This window comes from Mesoplasma coleopterae (genome assembly GCF_002804245.1).
In the GTDB taxonomy this organism is placed as follows: Bacteria; Bacillota_I; Bacilli_A; order Mycoplasmatales; family Mycoplasmataceae; genus Mesoplasma; species Mesoplasma coleopterae.
In genome coordinates this window covers 71,759-93,532 of the sequence record NZ_CP024968.1, presented here as the reverse complement: position 1 = coordinate 93,532, position 21,774 = coordinate 71,759, and the positions used below count along the sequence as shown (strand labels likewise).

19 protein-coding genes are annotated in these 21,774 nt (G+C 28.1%); 7 read left to right on the top strand and 12 right to left on the bottom strand.

The annotated features are described in order from the left end of the window. Positions 1-4 precede the first annotated feature (4 nt). The 6 genes from hprK to secA form a co-directional block, all read right to left on the bottom strand. Complete coding sequence (gene hprK, locus MCOLE_RS00360; RefSeq protein WP_100670485.1) at positions 5-937, bottom strand: HPr(Ser) kinase/phosphatase; 933 nt, start codon at positions 935-937, stop codon at positions 5-7. A gap of 89 nt (positions 938-1,026) precedes the next feature. Further along, complete coding sequence (locus MCOLE_RS00355) at positions 1,027-1,701, bottom strand: folate family ECF transporter S component (RefSeq protein ID WP_100670483.1); 675 nt, start codon at positions 1,699-1,701, stop codon at positions 1,027-1,029. Between the two features lie 15 nt (positions 1,702-1,716). Next, positions 1,717-2,823: a bifunctional folylpolyglutamate synthase/dihydrofolate synthase gene (locus tag MCOLE_RS00350; RefSeq protein WP_100670481.1), complete on the bottom strand. Its 1,107-nt coding sequence runs from the start codon at positions 2,821-2,823 to the stop codon at positions 1,717-1,719. Then, entirely contained in the window at positions 2,807-5,656 is a 2,850-nt protein-coding gene (gene uvrA / locus MCOLE_RS00345; RefSeq protein ID WP_100670479.1) for an excinuclease ABC subunit UvrA, read from the bottom strand. Before uvrA ends, MCOLE_RS00350 begins: the two co-directional genes overlap by 17 nt. Beyond that, the gene (uvrB, locus tag MCOLE_RS00340) at positions 5,656-7,659 is read right to left on the bottom strand and encodes an excinuclease ABC subunit UvrB (protein ID WP_100670477.1); all 2,004 of its coding nucleotides are present in this window, start codon (positions 7,657-7,659) and stop codon (positions 5,656-5,658) included. The genes uvrA and uvrB overlap by 1 nt, the downstream gene beginning before the upstream one ends. A 62-nt stretch (positions 7,660-7,721) precedes the next feature. Beyond that, on the bottom strand, positions 7,722-10,553 hold the full coding sequence (gene secA, locus MCOLE_RS00335; protein ID WP_100670475.1) for a preprotein translocase subunit SecA: 2,832 nt from the start codon (positions 10,551-10,553) through the stop codon (positions 7,722-7,724). A gap of 86 nt (positions 10,554-10,639) precedes the next feature. On the opposite strand from secA, the gene MCOLE_RS00330 reads away from it, so the two are divergent. The 4 genes from MCOLE_RS00330 (at position 10,640) to MCOLE_RS00315 (ending at position 14,985) form a co-directional block, all read left to right on the top strand. Continuing rightward, positions 10,640-11,101, top strand: coding sequence for an IMPACT family protein (locus MCOLE_RS00330; RefSeq protein WP_167373844.1), 462 nt, complete (start codon positions 10,640-10,642; stop codon positions 11,099-11,101). 159 nt (positions 11,102-11,260) lie between these two features. Beyond that, complete coding sequence (locus tag MCOLE_RS00325; RefSeq protein ID WP_100670473.1) at positions 11,261-12,187, top strand: 5'-3' exonuclease; 927 nt, start codon at positions 11,261-11,263, stop codon at positions 12,185-12,187. A gap of 48 nt (positions 12,188-12,235) precedes the next feature. After that, positions 12,236-13,351, top strand: coding sequence for a phosphatase PAP2 family protein (locus MCOLE_RS00320; RefSeq protein WP_100670471.1), 1,116 nt, complete (start codon positions 12,236-12,238; stop codon positions 13,349-13,351). Between the two features lie 95 nt (positions 13,352-13,446). After that, a complete protein-coding gene (locus MCOLE_RS00315) occupies positions 13,447-14,985 on the top strand; it encodes an ABC-F family ATP-binding cassette domain-containing protein (protein ID WP_100670469.1) in 1,539 nt (512 codons plus the stop codon). A 42-nt stretch (positions 14,986-15,027) separates the two neighbouring features. Here the strand turns inward: MCOLE_RS00315 and MCOLE_RS00310 are convergent, their stop codons facing one another. Beyond that, entirely contained in the window at positions 15,028-15,627 is a 600-nt protein-coding gene (locus MCOLE_RS00310; RefSeq protein WP_100670467.1) for an FMN-dependent NADH-azoreductase, read from the bottom strand. A 115-nt stretch (positions 15,628-15,742) separates the two neighbouring features. Between MCOLE_RS00310 and MCOLE_RS00305 the strand changes: the two genes are divergently transcribed. Beyond that, positions 15,743-16,048, top strand: a complete 306-nt coding sequence (locus MCOLE_RS00305) for a winged helix-turn-helix transcriptional regulator (RefSeq protein ID WP_100670465.1) — start codon at positions 15,743-15,745, stop codon at positions 16,046-16,048. A gap of 16 nt (positions 16,049-16,064) precedes the next feature. Here the strand turns inward: MCOLE_RS00305 and MCOLE_RS00300 are convergent, their stop codons facing one another. The 3 genes from MCOLE_RS00300 to MCOLE_RS00290 form a co-directional block, all read right to left on the bottom strand. Beyond that, positions 16,065-16,385 (bottom strand): hypothetical protein, encoded by a 321-nt coding sequence (locus MCOLE_RS00300; RefSeq protein ID WP_100670463.1) that lies wholly within the window; start codon positions 16,383-16,385, stop codon positions 16,065-16,067. Positions 16,386-16,635: 250 nt separating this feature from the next. Then, entirely contained in the window at positions 16,636-17,427 is a 792-nt protein-coding gene (locus MCOLE_RS00295) for a TatD family hydrolase (RefSeq protein ID WP_100670461.1), read from the bottom strand. A 45-nt stretch (positions 17,428-17,472) separates the two neighbouring features. Further along, positions 17,473-18,273: a TatD family hydrolase gene (locus tag MCOLE_RS00290; RefSeq protein ID WP_100670459.1), complete on the bottom strand. Its 801-nt coding sequence runs from the start codon at positions 18,271-18,273 to the stop codon at positions 17,473-17,475. A gap of 86 nt (positions 18,274-18,359) precedes the next feature. Between MCOLE_RS00290 and MCOLE_RS00285 the strand changes: the two genes are divergently transcribed. Both MCOLE_RS00285 and MCOLE_RS00280 read left to right on the top strand, forming a co-directional pair. Next, positions 18,360-18,959: an FMN-dependent NADH-azoreductase gene (locus tag MCOLE_RS00285; RefSeq protein WP_100670457.1), complete on the top strand. Its 600-nt coding sequence runs from the start codon at positions 18,360-18,362 to the stop codon at positions 18,957-18,959. A gap of 148 nt (positions 18,960-19,107) precedes the next feature. Continuing rightward, positions 19,108-19,674: an acyltransferase gene (locus MCOLE_RS00280; RefSeq protein WP_100670455.1), complete on the top strand. Its 567-nt coding sequence runs from the start codon at positions 19,108-19,110 to the stop codon at positions 19,672-19,674. Between the two features lie 36 nt (positions 19,675-19,710). Here the strand turns inward: MCOLE_RS00280 and MCOLE_RS00275 are convergent, their stop codons facing one another. Both MCOLE_RS00275 and MCOLE_RS00270 read right to left on the bottom strand, forming a co-directional pair. Beyond that, positions 19,711-20,511, bottom strand: coding sequence for a pyrroline-5-carboxylate reductase family protein (locus tag MCOLE_RS00275; RefSeq protein WP_100670453.1), 801 nt, complete (start codon positions 20,509-20,511; stop codon positions 19,711-19,713). A gap of 71 nt (positions 20,512-20,582) precedes the next feature. Continuing rightward, entirely contained in the window at positions 20,583-21,773 is a 1,191-nt protein-coding gene (locus tag MCOLE_RS00270; protein ID WP_100670451.1) for an acetate kinase, read from the bottom strand. Position 21,774 lies beyond the last annotated feature (1 nt).

Below are 21,774 nucleotides of genomic sequence, written 5' to 3'. Positions count from 1 at the left end.
TCCTCTATTCTGTTAATTCACTATTTCTCTTTGCTAATAATTCTATAATATCTTGAGCATCAGAACTTTCGTTAACTTTTAGTTGACCAACTGCTGCCTCAATAATATTTGCTAGGTTACGTCCAGCACTAACTGGGACTCTTAAGTATGGTATTTTTATTCCTAAGAAATCTTTTTGAGTTCATTCATTTCCTAACCTATCAGTATTATCAATTCCACCTTCTTGGAATTTAAATAATTCAATTCCCATATGTATTCTTGTCTCAGGCATTATTAATTGTTGACCTTGAACTTTAGAAATATCGATAATACCAATACCTCTAACTTCAATTAAATTTTGTAAAAGTGCATGTGATTTACCAAATAATTCACTATTTCTATTTGAAATAACAATTCTGTCATCCCCAACAAATAAGTGGTTCTTTTTCATTAATTCCAATGAAACTTCAGATTTACCAATACCTGATTGCCCAAAGATTAATACACCTTTACCAAATATATTCATTAATGTAGAGTGAACTTCAACTGTTGGAGCAAAATATAAATCATAAATGTCTAATATTTTTTGAGTTAGTTCACTTGTTGACGGATAGTTAATTTTTAGCAGTGGAAAATCTAATTCCTTAGCTACTTTTGTTAATCTTTCATCTGTAAATTTTTGTGTAATTATTATAACTGGTGAACCCATTTTAATTAAGTTTTTGTATTTATCGCAAGCTTCATTGTCTGAAAACTGTGACATATAATTATTTTCTTTAGAAGACATTAAAATTGCACGCTTATGTTTCTTATCTTCTTTTTCATTAAAATATCCTGTCAATTCTAAACCTGCACGATTCAGTCCATAAACTGTAATCTCACTATTCATGTGGCTTGCACCTGAAATAATTTCAAAATTAAATTTAGCAACTAATTCTTTTATTGTTAATTTACTCATTATTTTAACTCCTTATTTTATTATTATAATTTTACTATAATTGTTAGTTAAAAAAATATTAGTATGATCAATAAAATAAAAAGCACGAATTATTTTTTCGCGCTTTTTGATATTTTAAATTTCAATTCACCATGCCTTAAAAATCATGGTCTAGAAGGCTGTTGTATTTCGCTTTTCAATAATAAACTAGATATTTTCAAACAAGCATATATACTCGGAATAAAAATTAGTAACTCAATAGGCAAAATTATAACTTTTTTAATATAATTAATTGCTGCTAAACTTCCTAATCCACTAGCAACTAAACATATCGGAGTTATTAGAAAACTAGTAATTGCTAAACTTAAAATTAAAAAGAAAATCATTTTAATAAATCAAAAATTATTCTTTTTAAATATAAACACCAAAGCTCCACAAAAACCTATAAATATTTTTGATAACATAAATCCAAAATGAAATGTTCCTGTTATATTAATCATTGATCCAACTAAATCAGAGCAAAAACCTGCTATTATTCCGCCTAGTGGGCCAAAAACCATTCCAGCAAAGAAAATCATAAAATTACCTATCATTATCCTAAATCCAAAAACCATTGAATAGCCAATTACATTAGTTAGTATTATACTTAGTGCGACTATTAAACCCAATAACGTTATATTTTTAACAGTAAATTTTTTAGCATGTATTTTATCAATAAACATACCTATAAAAAATAAAGAAAATATTAGCAATACTGCAATTATGTTAGTTACTCAAAACAGCATGCTATCACTCTCCTTTTATTTTTCAATTAAATATTTATATACTAATGGTATAAAATATAAACTTCCACAAATTATTAAATTTTTATTTGAAGACTCAATAAATTCTTTTCAATCTTTTACTTTATTTTCATGATCAATTTTATTTATGTCTCAAGCTTTATGAAAATCAAAAGTTGTTATACTAACATCATTAAAATTTTCATCTAATAAATTTAAAATTTTACTATGTTCTTTTCCGTCAATTGCTCCATATAAAATTCTTCATTCATTTTTATTTTCAACACTTGAAATAAGACCTTTTATGCCATCGACATTATGTGCACCATCAATTATTATTTTTTTATTTTTATATTCAAGTTTTGTAAATCTTCCAGCTAATGAGGTTAACTTTAAGCATGAAAAATCTTGTACACCTAAAAACTCAAGCACTGCTTTTACAACCCCTTTATTTCCTCTTTGATATTCAATTTTTTCTTTGTCATATTTATTTGCGTAAACTATTTTTACATCATTTGTAATTGAGTTTTCAATAATATTTTTATATTCAGCATTATCTAGACTAATAAACAACAAAGTATTGTCTTTTGCAATATTAACTTTTTGATAAATTATTTTTTCAATAGTGTTACCTAATATTTCTGTATGATCAAATGAAACCGAAGTTAATATAGTTGCTATTTGATTAGTAAATAAATTGGTTGAGTCTTTAAGACCTCCAATGCCCGCTTCAATAACTGCAATATCTACTTGATTATCATAAAAATACATAATAGCTATAAGTGTTCATATTTCAAAAAAAGTTAGCTTATATTCTTTTATAAAATTATCAACTTTTGAAATATATTTTTTCAAATTTTCATCACTTATTGGTTGATTATTGATTTGAATTCTTTCATTATGGTATAAAAAAGCTGGAGAAATAAACAAACCTACTTTTTTATATTTTGTTTTAAGCCCTTTTGACAAGAAAAAAGATGTACTTCCTTTTCCATTTGTTCCAACAACATTTACTACTGGTATATATTTTTCAATATTATTTAATAGTTTTAAAACTTTATCTAAATTATATTCATTTTGAAATCTCTGTTGAATTGGTATTAAAAAATTATCTACTGAAATCATTATATAAATACCCTTTTAAATAAGCTCCAGTATATGAACCTTTTGTGTCAGCAACTTGTTCAGGCGTTCCAGCAGCTACAATTAATCCACCACCAATTCCACCTTCTGGTCCTAAGTCAATAACATGATCAGCAACTTTAATGAAGTCCAAGTTATGTTCAATAGCTACAACAGTATTTCCTAAATCAACTAGTTTATTTAAAACGTGAACTAATCTTTTTACATCATCAATATGTAAACCAGTTGTAGGTTCATCTAATAAAAACATTGTTTTTCCAGTTTGTTTTTTTAATAAGTAAGTTGATAATTTAATTCTTTGAGCTTCTCCACCAGATAATGTTGTTGCAGATTGTCCAAGTCTAATATAACCTAAACCAACTTCCAATATAGTATCTAACTTATCCTTGATGTTTGGAATGTTTTCAAAAAATGCAGCTGCTGTTTCAACAGTCATATTTAAAACATCAGCAATTGTTTTTTCTTTAAATTTAACTTGTAAAGTTTCGTCGTTATATCTTTTACCTTCGCAAATTTCACACACAACTTCTACACTTGGCATAAATTGCATTGAAATAGTAATTACACCATCACCGTAACAATGCTCACATCTACCACCAGGTACATTAAATGAAAATCTACCTTTTTTGTATCCTCTAATCTTTGCTTCTGGCAAGTTTGTAAATAAATCTCTAATATCATCAAAAACACCAGTATAAGTTGCTGGGTTTGATCTTGGGGTTTTACCAATTGGTTCTTGAGAAATGAAAATAACTTTATCAATGTTTTCTAATCCATTCATTTTACTGAATTTTCCAGTTACTATTGTTTCTCTTGCAAGATTTTTTCTTATTCCTTTGTAAATAATGTCTTCTAACAATGTAGATTTACCACTACCACTAACCCCTGTAATAGCAATAAATTTATTTAACGGAATAGAAACATTAACATTTTTAAGGTTATTTTCTCTAGCACCAATAATATCAATTTTTTGACCATTACCTGTTCTACGTTTTTTAGGAACTGGAATTGTTTCTTTACCTGAAAGGTATCTACCAGTTATAGTATCTGATTTCAATATTTCATCATATGTCCCACTAAAAGTAATTTCACCACCATGCTCTCCTGCTTGAGGACCAACATCAACAATTCAATCAGCAGTTTTCATTGTATCTTCATCATGTTCAACAACAATCAAAGTATTTCCTAAATCACGTAAGTGTTTTAATGTTTTAATTAATTTATCGTTGTCTCTTTGGTGCAACCCAATTGAAGGTTCGTCAAGAACATATAAAATTCCTGTAAGTTGACTACCTATTTGTTTTGCTAGTCTAATTCTCTGAGCTTCTCCACCAGATAAAGTAGTTGCTGTTCTTGCTAAATCTAAATACCCTAAACCAACTTCATTTAAGAAGCTAATTCTATTTGTAATTTCAGTTAAAACTAAGTTAGCAATTTGAGCTTGCGTTTGTGTTAACTCAACATTTAAAATAAATTCTAATTCATCTTGAATGCTCATTTTTGTGAAATCAAAAATATTTTTGTCTGCTATTTTGATTGATAAAGCTGTGGGATTCAATCTTGCTCCATCACAAGATTGACAAACACTTGATGACATAAACTTTGTATATCATTTTCTAATTTCTTCAGATTTTGTTTCAAAATATCTTCTTTGAATTAAGTCCGCAACACCTTCAATAAAATCATATGAGTCATATCTTCTTCCGCTACTACTTAGTAATTTAATTTCGATTTGTTCATCACTACCTCTAAGTATTGCTTTAATCTGTTTATCAGTTAGTTGTTCAATTGGCAAATTCATATCAATGTAATAGTAATCACAAAGAATTTTAAATTTTTGTCATTCTAGATTATCTGTATTTAAAAAGTTTTTGAAGTAAACTACTCCACCTTGATTAATTGATAAAGTTTTATCAGGAATAATTAGTTCTGGATCAGAAACTAATCTAACACCTAAACCATCACAATCACCACATGCTCCTAAAGGTGCATTAAATGAAAATAACCTTGGTTCTAATTCTGGAATATTAAATCCACAAACATTACATGAGTATGAATTTGAAAATAAATTATCTTCTTTATTTTCAGTTTGTGGGTATTTGATTTTAACTAAGCTATTTGAGTATTGTAAAGCTATTTCAATTGCTGAGAAAAGTCTTGAATGTACTTCATCATCATTATGATAAATTAAACGATCTACAACAATATCAATATTATGTCTTTGATTTTTATCTAAAATAATTTCTTCTTCTAACATTTTGATTTCACCATTAATTAAAACTCTAATGAAACCTTCTGCTAATAATTTTGCTAATAAATCCTTATGAGTACCTTTTTTATCTCTAGCAACTGGTGATAAAACATAAACTTGCTCATCTTCTTCAGTTGTATTTTTTATATTGTTAATTATTTCCTTAATTGATGCAGCATGAATTTGACCATGTCCATTAATACAGTAAGGTGTTCCAACTCTTGCATAAAGCAATCTTAAATAATCATAGATTTCTGTTACAGTACCAACAGTTGATCTAGGGTTATGAGATGTAGTTTTTTGATCAATTGAGATAGCAGGACTTAAACCTTCAATTGAATCAACATCAGGTTTTTCATTTCCACCTAAGAATTGTCTTGCGTAAGCCGAAAGTGATTCAATGTATCTTCTTCTACCTTCAGCATAAATTGTGGCAAAGGCCAATGATGACTTACCACTACCACTTAATCCTGTGAAAACAACTAATTTATTTTTAGGTATTTCTAAATTAACATTTTTTAAGTTGTTTTCTCTAGCACCTTTTATTACTATTTTATTTTCCATTATTTTACCTCATTTTTTTTAGCTTCTAATTCAATAATTGTGTCTCTTAAAACCGCAGCTTTTTCAAAATCTAATTCTTTAGCTGCCTGAATCATTTCAGTTCTAATATCATCAATTGTTTTTTGATATGCTTCTTTTTTACCTTTTGCAGTTTTTTGTTTTTTAATATTCTCAAGTTCTTTTTTAGTTGCTTCGCTTAAAGTTGATTGACTAATTTTTTTTGTAATTGTAACTGGAATTACGTTATGTTCTTTATTGTATGCTTGTTGTATTTCACGTCTACGGTTTGTTTCATCCATAGCTTCTTGCATTGATGTTGAAATTGTGTCAGCATAAAAAATTACTTTTCCATTAGCATTTCTGGCTGCTCTACCAGCAGTTTGAATAAGAGATTTTGTATTTCTTAAAAAACCTTGTTTATCTGCATCTAAAACACATACTAAACTTACTTCTGGTAAATCTAAACCTTCACGTAATAAATTAACCCCAACAACTGCATCATAAACCCCACGTCTAAGATCGTTTAAAATTTCACTTCTTTCAAGTGTTTTTAATTCCGAATGTAAATAGGCTACTTTAATATTTCTTTCTTGTAAGTAACTTGTTAAGTCTTCACTCATTCTAATTGTTAATGTAGTAATAAACACTTTTTCGTTTACTTTTCTTCTTTCATGTATTTGCTCAATTATATCTTCAATTTGACCTTCAGTTTTTTTAACTTCAATTACAGGATCTAATAAACCTGTCGGTCTAATTATTTGCTCAACAACTTCATGATTAACCAAGTCTAATTCGTAATCACCAGGAGTTGCTGAAGTATAAATAACCTGTTTAAGCTTTCCAGTAAATTCTTCAAAATTTAAAGGTCTATTGTCTAAAGCTGATGGTAGTCTAAAACCATATTCAACGAGTGTTTGTTTTCTACTTCTATCGGTATTATACATTCCCCTAACTTGAGGGATCATTATGTGTGACTCGTCTATAATAGTTAAAAAATCACCTTTGAAATAATCTAATAATGAATAAGGAGTTTCTCCTGGTGATCTAAAATCTAAATGCGCAGAGTAATTTTCTATTCCACTACAGAAACCAAATTCCTCTAAACTTTCTAAATCATATCTTGTTCTTTGATCTAGTCTTTCAGCTTCTAATAATTTACCTTCATCATTCAATTCTTTAAGTCTAACTGCTAACTCTTCTCTAATATTTAAACAAGCTTGTTTTAATTTATCTTCAGGTGTCACGTAAGCTTGTGCCGGATAAATTGTAACTGTTGATATTCTTTCAATTAGTGCTCCAGTAATAATATTTAACATATCAATCATTTCAATATGATCATCAAATAAAGAGAAACGATACATGGCTGACATTGATCAACCCGGAACAACCTTTATAACATCACCTTTTACACTAAATGTTCCAGGAGAATTTTCTACATCATTTCTTGTATAACCTGTTTTTACTAAATATGTTAATAATTCTCTTTTTGAAAACTTTTGACCTGTTTTTAGTTCAAAAAAACTTGATGCATATTGAACTGGATCTTGCGACGGATAAATTGCAGCAACAGAAGCAACAACAATTGTGTCGTTTGAAATTGATAATGCATTCATTGCACTCATTCTTAACATATCAAGTTCCATATTTATTCTTGCATCTTTATTTATGTATAAATCTGTTGCTGGTTTATACGCTTCTGGTTGAAAAAAATCAAAGTTCGATACAAAATATTCAACTCTATTATTTGGGAAAAACTCCATTAACTCATAATAAAGTTGCATTGCTAAAGTTTTATTATGAGCCAAAACTAAAGTTGGCTTATTAATTTCTTTAATAATGTTAGCCATTGTAAATGTTTTACCAGTTCCAGTAGCACCTAAAAGAACTTGATGTTTTTTATTTTCTTTTAAACCTTTTAAAAGACTTTCAATAGCTTTTGGTTGATCACCACCAGGCTTGAAATTACTTTTTAAATCAAATTTATTATCACTTATATATTTCATTTGTATTACCTCCGTGGTTGTTTAATGACTAAAACACTAGAGTTTGCTCTAGTGTTTTAGTTCTAACCAATTCTTGTTTTGGCAATCTCTCCACCATCGTTGTCATCATCGATAACTGATTTCAAAGAGCCTGCATCTTTTTTAATTAATTCAATTTGTTCATGCAATGCAATAATTACATCTCTTGCTATATTTACAAGTTTTTTTTCTTCTGCATTAGTGCATGTCTTTAATTTTTCTTCATATTTAGAAAGTATTTCTTCTCTAGTTATTGTTCCAACATTTTCAATGTTTAACATTCCAAGCATTTGATCAATTTCATCTTTACCAAGATTTACTGTTTGATTTCCTGAATTTTCTCTTCGTTTTTGAATTTCAATAACAAGACCTAACATAATATCTCTTTGAATAGACAACTTTTTAATATCATTTTGATTAGTTGCTTTGCTAATTAACTCATCAAATTTAGCATTTATATCTTTATTGTTAATATTTGCTTTTGTTAATCCAGTTGTTTCTAAAATATCATCAATTATTTCATCAGTAATTTCAATTTTTTCAGGTTCAACAACTTGTTCAGGATCTCTTAAAATAATTTTTGAAAGCGTATCTACTACTTCAGAAGCAATGGAAATTTTTGTTTTGTTAAATAATTCAGTTGCTTGTTCTACATATACAGCTAATGGGTTGTTTTGAGCATATTGTTGTAAATAAATACCAGCTTTTAGCTTTGAAGCAATATCTATATGTCTTGTCCAATATTTATCAAATGAAGTTAAAATGTTTTTTCTTTCCATTTGAAGAACAACATCATCAGGAATATCAATAACTCTAGCTTTGTAGAATTCCAACATTGCTTCTGCTATTTGAACAGCTAAATTCATTTTTTCTTTATTATAGAAATCTTTTGCAACAAATCTTTTGTGTGCAACAAGTTTTCCATCAATAGCCTTTAATAATTTTTCAGCATTTAGAGTTTTTTCACCATGAATAATTTCTGAATTTTCTTCTATCAATTCATATGCTACTGTTATTTGTAATTTTTTAATAACTATTTTTAAATTTTCTGCCCATAAAATAGAATCACGTTGTGCATACATAGCTTCACGTTGCTGAGCTAAAATATTATCGTAATCTAAAACGTTTTTACGTTGATCAAAGTTCAATCCTTCAAGTTTTTTTTGAGCATTTGTTACTGCTCTTGTAAAGAATTTTGATTTAATGTGTTCATCACCTAAACTTAAGAAACTTTTTCTTGCTCTAGGAGATGCAAAACGAATCATTAAGTCATCTTCCATAGAAATATAAAATCTTGACATACCAGGATCTCCCTGACGTCCACTTCTACCTCTTAATTGATTATCAATACGTCTTGCTTCATTTCGTTCAACGCCAAATACAACTAAACCACCAAGTTCTTTGACTTCTTTACTTAGTTTAATATCAGTCCCACGACCAGCCATGTTTGTTGCTAATGTAATTGCATGTTTTTGCCCAGCCTGTGAAACAATCTCAGCTTCTCTATCGTGATTTTTAGCATTAATCATTTCAAAGTGTAATCCAGCCTTTTCTAAGTATCTTGCAATTTGTTCTGATGATTCAACACTAGTAGTACCAACAAGAATAGGATTACCAATTTTATTTACACTTTTAATATCTTCAATTAATTTTTTTAAAGCTGCATGCTTTGTACCAAATGTATAATCTGCTTCATCTTTTCTAATAACAGGTCTATTAGTTGGACAAACAACAACTCTAGTATTATAAATTTTAATAAATTCTTCTTCTTCAGTTTTAGCGGTCCCAGTCATACCTGAAAGTTTAGCATATAAACGATAAAAGTTTTGGTATGTAATAGTTGCTAATGTAGTCGTTTCTTCTTCAATTTCAACTTTCTCTTTTGCTTGAATTGCTTGTTGTAAACCATCTGAATAAGCACGACCTTTTAAAATACGACCAGTAAATTGATCAATTAATTCAACTTCTCCAGTAGCAACAGTATACTCAACACCCTCTTTAAAAGTAAAATGTGCTTTTAATGCATTTAAGATCAAGTGGAATATTTCAGTATTTTCTAAAGCAAAAAGATTATCTAATGAAAAGAAATCTTTAGCTTTTTTCATACCAGTTTCTGTTAAGTAAACTTGTTTTGTTTCTAAATCAATATCAATGTCTTCTTTTTCATTAACTTTTTGAGCAAACTCATCAGCTGCTTTATATAAGTTAATTCTTGATGAACTTCCACCAGAAATGATTAAAGGTGTTCTTGCTTCATCAATTAAAACAGAGTCGGCCTCATCAATAATTGCAAAATTTAACTCTCTTTGAACTTTATGGTCTTTATCAATAACCATGTTATCTCTTAAGTAATCAAATCCTAATTCTGCATTTGTTGTATATGTAATGTCTGCATGATAAGCCTCTCTTTTTAAATGTTTAGGCATTCTAGTTCCATTTAATCCGACTGTTACTCCCAAAAAGTCAAAAACTTGACCATTTATTTCAGAGTCACGTCTTGATAAATATTCGTTAACTGTAACAATGTGAACACCTTTACCAGTTAAACTATTTAGATAAGCTGGGAATAATCCTGTTAGTGTCTTACCTTCCCCAGTTCTCATTTCTGCAATATCTCCAAAGTGTAAAATGATTGCTCCAACCAATTGAACTTTATAAGCATTTAAACCTAAAACTCTATTTGCTGCTTCCCTAGCTAAAGCATATGCTTCAACAACTAAATCATCAACATGTTCACCATTTGCTATTCTATCTTTGAATTCTTGAGTTTTGATTGCAAAATCTTCATTTGCAAGTTTTTTCATTTCTGGTTCTAATGAAAGAATTTCATTTGCATATTTTCCATACATACGAAGTAAACTTTTATCTGATGCCATTTTGCCTCCTATTAAATTACTAAATATAATTTTTAACTTTAATTATTATAATGATTATAATCTATTTAGTAAAGGAGAAAAGCACTTTGAAAACAATTAAAAGCAAAAAAGTTTACTCAGAAACAATTGAAATTAAAAAATCCAAATTTATTTGTACTACTGCACAAGTAAATTCAAAAGAAGAATTAGATCAGTTTTTAAGTGACTTTTCTCTTAATGATGCAAGACATAATTGCTACGCTTACAAAATAGGAACAAAAGTTGTTTTTGGTGGCTATAACGATGATGGTGAGCCAAAAGGAACTGCAGGAAAACCAATATTTAACGTTATTGAAAAAAATGATTTAACAAATATTTGTATCTTAGTAACACGATATTTTGGTGGTGTTAAATTAGGTGCTGGCCCTTTGGCAAGAGCTTACACTTCTAGTGCAGCAAGTATTGTTAAAAATGCTGAGTTTGAAACTATTAAAGAAATTAACAATCTATCCATTTCTTTCAAAATAAATAATATAAAGGAAATAGAAACTTTCCTTAACAAAAAATAATATTGAAATAATTAATAAAAAATTTGAAGAAAGCAAATGTGTTTTTGACTTAAATGCAATAAAAAATCAGATAGAAGATATCATGCATTTACTTAATTAACTATATTTTTGTTTAACTTGCATAGTATGATATAATTTCCTTGTAAGGATTTAGAAAAAATGAATACATTAAATGAAAAACGCACGATATTAATTATCGACGGATATCATTTGCTACATAAGGGTTACTACGGAACTCTTAAGAGAAAAAAATTAGCAACAAATAGAGAAGGTATTCCAATAAATGCAATTTACACTTTTGTTGCAAAAATTAATCAATTAGTAAAGAAAAATAACTACTACAGCATCATTGTTACTTTAGACATGGATGAGGGTTGTTGACGTCGAGAATTATACCCAGAATATAAAGCAAAAAGAAAAGAAACTCCTGAAGATTTAGTTCCACAAAAACAAATCATTAGAGAATTTTTAACAGCGGCTAATATTACTTGATATGAGATGCCAAGATATGAAGCTGATGACATAATTGGAACAATTAATAGAATAGCTACAAAGCTTGATTATAATGTTCACATATTATCAAATGATAAAGATATCTTTCAACTTATTGGTGAGAATACAAAAGTTATTACCAATAGTAGTAAAGATGATGAACATATTATTGTTGACTCTGAAAAAGTATTTGAAAAATTTGGGTGCTATCCAAATCAAGTAGCAGATATAAAAGCATTAATGGGTGATCCGAGTGACAACATTAAGGGTGTTAGATACTTACACTATGCTCAAGCAATTGAATTACTTAAAAAATATAAAAATGTAGAAGAAATCATCGAAAATATTGAAAATATTAATAAAAACGTTGCTAAAAGAATAATTGAAAGCAAAGATTTAATTTTAACAAACAAAAAAATAACAACAATTCAGGACCGCTTACCTATTGGTAGAATTAATTTAAAACCTATAAGAGTGGATTGATATGGCTTAATTAAATTTTTGAAAAAACATAAAATGTGAGCTTACGTTGCTGATGTTGAAAGAACGGCTAATGAATCAAGAGAAAGACGCCTTAAAAGAAAAGTTACATAAAGTAAGTAACTTTCTTTTTTTTATGTAAAATTATTTTTGGTGATGAAAATGTTTATAAGAAAAAATGAAGATAAAAATTATTTAATTTTAAAAATATTATTTAGTGCTTTTATGTTGTTTACAATAGCTTCATTTATTATGTCTAGCATTTATGATATGGAAATAAATACTTGATTTGCAAAAGGAATGGATAATTTTAGTTTTAAAATTATTGTTTGAATATATGAAGAGGCCGGTATGACACAATCATATTTATTTGTTTTTATTATTGTAGCTGTTTGAGTTGAAATAATGAGAATAGAAAAAAGAAACAAATTATGAACTGGAATATTATTTGTTTATTATATTAGCTGAGCAATATTTTGATTTACATTCAACATAAGTCAAATAGTAAATACAACAAAAATTGATGATGGATTTGGTGTTGGGATCAGTGGATGATTTTTAGAATCATACAGTATCAGACAAAAAATCTTAATTGTTTTATTTTTAATAGAGACAACTTGTTTTGGTTTTGCATTCTGATATTTAAGATTTAAATTTTCAAATCGTAAAGATTTGATTGAGTCTGGATACAAGAGAGACGCTGTAAAAGCTTTTGTTGCATTTGCCGTTACAAGTTTAATTGTTTATTCAATGAAAATTATTTTTGGTAGACCTTATTTTTATAGCGTTGATTTTGAAAATATATTTAATTCAAATGCCATGAAACCCGAATGAGCTGAATATTGAACAAGTTATGGATACACAATTAAATCTTGAGGACTTTATGATCCAAAAACAGGTGTAGTTTCTGGAGTAGAATATTTAAATTGATGACAAATAAATGATTTTTTTGGAAACATTGGGGATTTATTTATTCCAAGAGGTAGTGGTACTGCAGGATGATGAAATCAAGACTTTCCATCTGGTCATATGATTTCTTGTTTTACAATGTTGTATGCCGGATATTTCTTTTTCAACGAGAAAAAGGGCAGAAAAATAAACTGAATAATGTGGAGCACATTAGCAGTATGATTCATTCATATAAATATGATGCAATATACACAAATAGTTTCAAGAACTCATTGGATTTCAGATACTTCATTTTCAATTGCAATGTGTCTGCTATGCTTTGTTGTTAATGGTAAAATTATTGATAAGATTGCAGATAGACATAAATAAAATAGTATATTGACTTTCTAAAAGGCGTGTGCCTTTTTTATTTTTAATTATTTGATACAATTATTATTAGTTTTTAGATAGATAGGGTGAAAATAATGAGTTTAATATTATTAGAAAATATATCACACCAAAATGGTGGTAAAAAATTATATGAGGAATCACACATGCGAATCAACAAGGGTGAACACGTTGCTCTTTTAGGGCCAAATGGAGCTGGTAAAACAACCTTATTAAATATTATTGCTCAAAAAATAGTTCCAGATCATGGAAATGTTGAATGACATCCAAAAGCTAAAATTGGGTATCTTGATCAACACCAGGAAGTTGATATGAATATTACTGGTGAAGAGTATTTAAAAGATGCATTTAAATATCTTTTTGATATGGAAGCACAAATCAATAAAATTTATGAAGATATGGCTATTGAATATAAAGAGGAAGAACTTGTTAAAGCATTAGCATTACAAGATGAATTAAATATTAAAGGCTTTGATAGTATTGATAAACAAATTGGAAATTTAGTTGCTGGTTTAGGTATTGAACCAGATAATGTTAAAAGACCATTAGGTTCACTTTCAGGTGGACAAAGAGGAAAAATTTTACTTGCTAAATTATTATTAAAAAATGACGACTTTATTTTACTTGATGAGCCTACAAACTTCTTAGACGTTGAACAAGTTGAATGATTAGTTACATTCTTACAAAATTATGAAAATGCTTTTTTAGTTGTTTCTCATGATAGAGATTTTATAAATAGAATTGTAAATGTCATTTACGCAATTGAAAATTTAGAAATTGTTAGATACGTTGGAAACTATGATAAATATGTTGAGCTATCAGCATTACGTGCTGAGCAATATGATAGAGCTCGTGAAGCTCAACAAGGTCAAATATCAAAACTTAAAGAATACATAGCTAAAAATGGTGCTAGAGCTTCAACTGCTCGTAGTGCACAATCAAGACAAAAGCAATTAGAAAAAATTGATGTAATGGACGCTAGAAAAGTAACTGCTAAACCAAATATGCATTTCAAATATAGAAGACCTAGTTCTACTGTTATTGTCAAAGCTGAAAAATTAGAAATTGGGTATGATTTTGCTTTAACAAAACCATTAACTTTTGAATTAAGAGAAGGTGAAAAATGTATTGTTAAAGGTTATAACGGTATTGGTAAAACAACTTTCCTTAAAACAATTGCTGGTGAAATTGAAAAAATTAACGGATCTGTTGAGATTGGACAAGGTGTTTTCACAAACTTCTTCCACCAAATTGATGACTTTGAAGATCATGAAACACCTGTTAGTTATTTACTAACAAGATATCCTCAAATGACGCCTGGTGAGGTTAGAGCAAAAATCGGTATGTTCGGAATAAAAAGTGAACTAATGATGAACAAAATGAAAGAACTTTCTGGGGGAGAACAAACCAAAGTTAGACTAGCTGCTCTTAGTTTAGAACCAAGTAGTTTACTTATTCTTGATGAACCAACTAACCACATTGATGTCCTTGCAAAAGAATCTTTATTAGATGCAATTAAGGCATTTGAAGGTACAGTTTTAATTACAACTCACGATATCAACTTTGAAACTCAATGAGCTGATAAAGTTTTAGACTTCGAAGATATTTTAGGATAAAAAAATGGAACATGCTTTGCTTGTTCCATTTTTCGTATTCAATTAGAATTTTTTTGCAGCTTTTAATATATCATTTTTAACTTTTTCTAAGTTAGCAATAGGTGTTTGCTCTGCGTAAGGTGGAATATCCATCATGTCATTTATAATGATTGGATTTTGAACTTTAGCTCCTAAAAATTCTCAAATATTTTTCACATGTTCTGTGAATGCTGAATTTGGAGTTCCAGTTCCACCTTTTGTTGCCAATATTTGAATGTTTTCAATATTTGAAAGTAATCCAATAGCATTACCATCAGTTGAACCTTTATAAGTGAATGTTAAGTTTGCAATTGTGATGTGATCAATATAATTTTTTAATATTGCTGGAATTCCTCAGTTAACCATTGAAAAGTTCAAAACAATCTTGTCAATTGATTTTAGTTGCTCTATGAAATTAAATGAATCTTCCTGATTAAAGTATTCAGATATATTATTTCTTGTTAATGTTTTTTGTGACATCCGAGTTTCGTTTAAATCTAATCTAATGATTTCATCACTTGGATTTATTTTTTTGTATTCTTCTATAAACATGTTTGACATTGCTAATGAATCAGAATTATTTAATTGAGAAACACTAGCGTTAATTACTAATATTTTTTTCATTTTGTTACCTTCTATTTTGTATTTTATGTATACATGTATATAATAATATAAAGCACATATAAATGTAAGTACATACAAAAATGTTATATACTTACCAAAAAGAAAGTTAGGAATTATGGAACAATTTTGCCCACTAGAATATACGTTAAATTTTATTAAATCAAAATGAGTAATCTTAATAATAAGAGAGCTTTCATTTGGTACACGAAGATTTAATGAACTGGAAAAAAAGATAAGCGGAATAAGTCAAAAAGTATTAACAACAAATTTAAGATTTTTAGAAGAAAACAACCTTATTCATAGAAAAGTTTATCCTGTTGTTCCTCCTAAGGTTGAATATTCACTAACTTCTTTAGGTCAGAGTTTAAAACCCATTTTAGATCAAATGACAGAATGAGGAAATGAAAACTATAAAAAATAGAAGTGAAAAAAATCTTCTATTCTTTTGTTATGCAGTCATGACAAACAATACATGTTTCTTTGTTTAATTTTTCATTACACAAATACATTTGTTTCTTAGTAAAGGAATAGTCTCTTTTGCAGCAATCACACGTACTTTTATCAAATTCTTTTACTTTCTTTATTAATTCTTCATCTAACTGTTTTTTTAAATATTCCTTATAAATTTTTGATCTATTTGGTTTTTGATTATATTTTTTTTCAAATAATTCTTCTAGTATTAATGTTTCATCATTCAAATAAATATTGACTGGTTTGCCACCAAATTTATTTACTATTTCAAATTCCTTATTTTTCATGTTTACCTCTTAAATTTATTATACCCTAAAAACTTATATATACATATTTTATATACATATTTTGAGTTTGGTGTTATTATTAAATTAAGGAATATTTCCTTGGAGGTTTATATGTCAGATAATAAATGTACTTGTAAAACTTGCAATTGTGCGGATTGTACAAAAGATGGTTGCACATGCAAAGATTGTAATTGCACAATGAGCGAATGTTCATGTGACTAATAAAAAACTTAGCTTTTGCTAAGTTTTTTTATCTTTTTGGGAAGAACAATCTAAGTGCATTATCCCTTGTAATTTCTGCTACATCAGATCTGTTCATTTTTTTAATATTTGCAATTGCTTCAACAACTAATGGTAAATATTTTGGCGCATTAGTCTTTTTATTGTATGGTTTTGGTGTATCATAAGGCGCATCAGATTCAACAACAATGCTATTCATTGGTAAATCTATAACAACTTTTTTAAGATTTTTATCTCTAGTTACTTGACCATTGATTGAAATTAAAACACCTTTTTCAATAAACATTTGAGCAACTTCAATGCTTTGGTTGAAAGCATGTAAAACTGCTTTGAAGTATTTTTCTTTTTTTAATATCGCTAAAACGTCATTATAAGCATCAATTGAGCCTTCTGTATCTTTTACGTGAAGCATTAATGGTAAATCCATTTTTTTAGCTAATTTTACTTGTTTAGTAAAACCTGCAATTTGTTGATTTTTGTATTCATTACCCCTTGAGTAATCTAAACCTGTTTCCCCAATTCCAACAACTTTATCAGCATTTGCTAATACTTCTAAAGTATTATAAGCTTCGTCAGTAAAGAATTGTGCGTGAGTTGGGTGTATTCCAACTAAAGCTCAAACATGTTTATTTTTTTGTGCTTGTACTAATGCTACTTTTGATGATTTAATGTCATATCCAACATTGTTAATGATGTCTACACCACTTTTCTTGGCCTCTGATGCCATTTCGCTACTTGTAATTTCATTTTCAATATAAATATTGTCATTTAAGTGACAATGTGTATCGTATACTCCTGCCATTATGTAATCCTCTTTTTTCTCTTACTCTTTAATTATAAAACTTTTTTAAATATTAAAAATTAGTTTAGCATTACGAGTTGTAATTTTAATAACTTCTTCTCTTTTCGTATTTTTTAATTCTGCAATTTTATCAACCGTTAGATTAATAAATTTAGCCTCATTTAGTTGCCCCCTATGAGGATGTGGTGTTAAGTATGGAGCATCTGTTTCAATCAACATTTTTTCTAAAGGAATATTTAAGACAGCTTCTTGAAGTGCTTTGGCGTTTTTAAATGTTACAGCGCCACCAATATTAATATAACAACCTAGATCTAAGAATTTTTGAGCATATTCAGCATTTGCTGAAAAACAATGAATTACAACTTTTTGTAAATTTGAAACTTTTAAGATTTCAATTACATCATCATAAGCTTCAAAAACATTGACATGATCTCTTATATGAATTTGTAAAACCTTATTATGTTTTTTAGCTATTTCTATATGCTTTTTAAAAAATAGTTTTTGAAGCTCTGCATCTTCTTTAGTGTAAAAATAATCAAGCCCAGTTTCCCCTATTGCGATAACTTCTTTATTTTTAGCAAGTTCATCTAATGTTTCTAAAACTAATAAATCTGTCTTTGATACATCATTTGGATGTATTGCAATTCCAGCAAAAACAATACCTTCATATTTCTTTGAAAGTTCAATTGCTTTTAAACTTGATTTAATATCAAAACTCGCACATAAGAATCCTTCAACTTCATTTTCTATTGCTTCTTTTATCATTGGATGTATCATTTCATCGTTATATTTATAATCATCATTAAAATGAATATGAGCATCAAAAATTTTATTATCTTTTAACATTCTTATTTCCCTCTCAGTAGTTTTCATAATATTGATTATAAACTTTTAGTGATATAATTAAAATAATAAAAAAGGAGAATATTTTTATGAGCAAATTATTAGTTATAAACGGTTCTGTTATCCCAAGTGAAAAATCAAATTCACATGAAATGGCAAAAATATTTTTAGAAGAATATAAAAAAAATAATCCAAGCGATGAAATTATTGAATTAGATTTAAATAAATCTATTGTTGGAACAAACGTTTTAACAACCGAAACATTTTCATCATATTGAAATGAAGAAGAAGGAATGAAATACATCAACCAATTAAAAGAAGTTGATAAATTATTAGTTATCGCACCAATGTATAATTTCCATGTTTCTGGAATGTTAAAAAACTACATTGATCATATCGCTTTAGCAAACCAAACTTTTTCTTATAAGTATGCAACAAAAGGTGCAAGCATTGGTTTGTTAGATAAATTAAAAGTTCAAATTCTTGCGACTCAAGGTGCACCAAAAGGCTGATACCCATGAGGCGATCATGTTGCTTACTTAAAAGGTACGTGAGAATTTATGGGTGCAACAGTTGCTGAACCAATTTTATTGGCAGGAGTTAAAGTTGAACCATTAAGTACACAATCTCCAAAAGAAATTGTTTCGTTAATTATTCCGAAATTAATTGAGGCAGCTAAAGAGTTTTAAATTTTAAAAACAAAAAATAAATTACAAATTATTATAAACAAATTGCTAAGTCAAAGATAAAAATCTACTTTTCTTAATAGAAAGTAGATTTTTATCTTTTTAGAATATTTTGTGCTTTAATTTTTATATATAGAGGTGCAAAGAATTAATGAATAGAAAAGAATATATAAATTTTACAAGAACCAATAATGAGCCAATTAATATGAAAAAACCAGAGATAGCGAGATGAATGGATGAAATGGCCATAGAATCACAATCACAGTTAGTTAAATTAAATCAACTTTCTGATAAAGCAAAGATTTTAAAACAATTTGAAATCTTAACTGATCAAAAACTTGATGAAAGCTTTAGATGTTTTCTACCCTTTTATACAGATTATGGAAAAAATATTCAAATCGGGAAGAATGTTTTTATTAATAAAAATTGTAACTTTCAAGATCGAGGGGGCATTGAAATTCATGATGGAGCTTTAATCGGAATGAATGTAAATATTGCAACGTTAAACCACGGTATCAAGCCTAATGAAAGACATATTATTTATCCACAAAGAGTTGTTATTGGAAAAAATGCTTGGATTGGTTCTGGAGTTACAATTCTTCCAGGAGTTACAATTGGTGAAAATACTATTATTGCAGCTGGAGCAATTTTGACAAAGAATGCAGAAGAAAATTCAATATATGCAGGTGTACCTGCTAAAAAAATTAAAAATTTATAAGTAATAAAAAAGTATTTTAAAATAGACTGAAATATTTTAGGAAACAGCTTTTTTACATGCTTCTGTTAATGCTTCTTTAATTATATTTTCAAAACCTTTATTATCTAGAACTTTTTGTCCCTCAATTGTTGAACCGTTTGGTACACAAATCTGATCTACCATAGTTCTTAATGTTACTTCGGATTTTGAAGCATTGATTACACTACCAATTATAGCTTCTTCAATTATTCTAAATGCTTGTTCTTTTTCAAAACCATTAGCAATTGCATAATCAGTCATTGCTTTATAAAAAGAAATTATATAAGATGGTGAGCAACCTGAAATAGCTGTTAATGTTCCAAATTTGTCTTCACTAACGTTTTCAACAATTCCACAAAGTTCAAACATTTTTCTAACAAAATTCATTTTTTCATCGGACGCATTTTTTGTAGCTAAAGCTGTTACTGATTTTTGTATACATGCATTCATATTTGGCATCATTCTAATAACTGATACATTTTCATTTTGCTTAAAGCAATTTTGAACTGTATCAATTGTTACTGCATTTGCCATACAAATTATTGTTTTACCATTAATATTCAATTCATCAATTTTTTTACATAGTGGCTCTACATCAATTGGTCTAGTCCCGATTACAATAAAGTCAATGTCTTTAGTTTCAATATCACTAATATCATTCAAAAAGTTTAAGCCCTTAATATTTTTTAAGGCTTTTTCTTGAACTTCTTTTATAACGTCATAACCAAAAACTTCTATTCCATTATTAGGGTTTTTTAATATTCCTTTGACAAGTGCTGAGCCCATATGTCCTAAACCTATAAATAATACTTTTTTCATTATTTACCTCTTCATTATTAATAATTATAATTTAAAAGATAAAAAAATAACCTTTAGGCTATTTTTTTATCTTATTTAGTTAAGTTAATTGTGTCTTTACAAATCATTAACTCTTCATTAGTTCTAACTGCTAATACTTTAATTTTTGAATCAGCTGATGAGATGTATTTATAATCTCCATAGCTTTCATCATTTTTTGCAGTATCAATTTTAATATCTAATAAAGGCAATTTTTCTAAGATAAATTGTCTTGTGTGGATTGAATTTTCACCAACACCGGCTGTAAATACAATTCCATCAATGTCGCGCCCTAATAAGTTAGCAAATCTGATAATGTAATCAGCTGCAACTTGAGTATATTTATTAAGTGCTCGTTTGTAATCTTCATCACCTTTAAAATATCCACCAGTTACATCACGCATATCGCTTGATTTACCACTTAAACCTAATAGACCTGATTCTTTATTTAATATATTTGTTATTTTTGAAACGTCTGTTTTTAATTCTTTACACATGTATTCAATAATTGATGGATCAATATCACCACTTCTTGTACCCATCATTACACCAGCGAGAGGAGTTAATCCCATTGTTGTATCAAATGATTTACCGTTTTTAATACATGTTATACTTGCACCGTTTCCCAAATGGCAAACGATAAGGTTAAGTTTATCTTTAGGTTTGTTTAAAACTTCTGACATTTTTTCTGCAATGTATTGATAACTAATTCCATGAAAACCATATTTTCTTACACCATGTTCTTTATATCAAGAATATGGAACAGCATATAGATATTGTTCTTCAGCTAAAGTTTGATGATATGCTGTATCAAAACATGCAACCAATTTAGCCTTAGGCATAACTTTTTCAATGGCCTCAATGGCTGTTATAGCCCCTGGATTATGCAATGGTGCTAATTTAACTGCATCTTTAATTGTGTCAAAAACTTTTTGATCTATAATTGAAGATTTACTTATTGTTCCACCATGAACAACTCTAAAACCTACAGCATTTATATCATCTACATTGCTGATAATATTTAATTCAATTAATTTATCTAAAATAAACTTAATTGCTACTTCATGATTTGGTAATTCAACATTATATTCATATTTTTTGCCTTCATATTTAAATGAAACTGCACCATCAACAGTTATTCTTTCTGCTAAACCATCAAGAATATCAATTGGATTGTTTTTATCTAAATCATTAAATAATCTAAATTTAATTGAACTGCTTCCTGCATTAACTACTAAAATCATA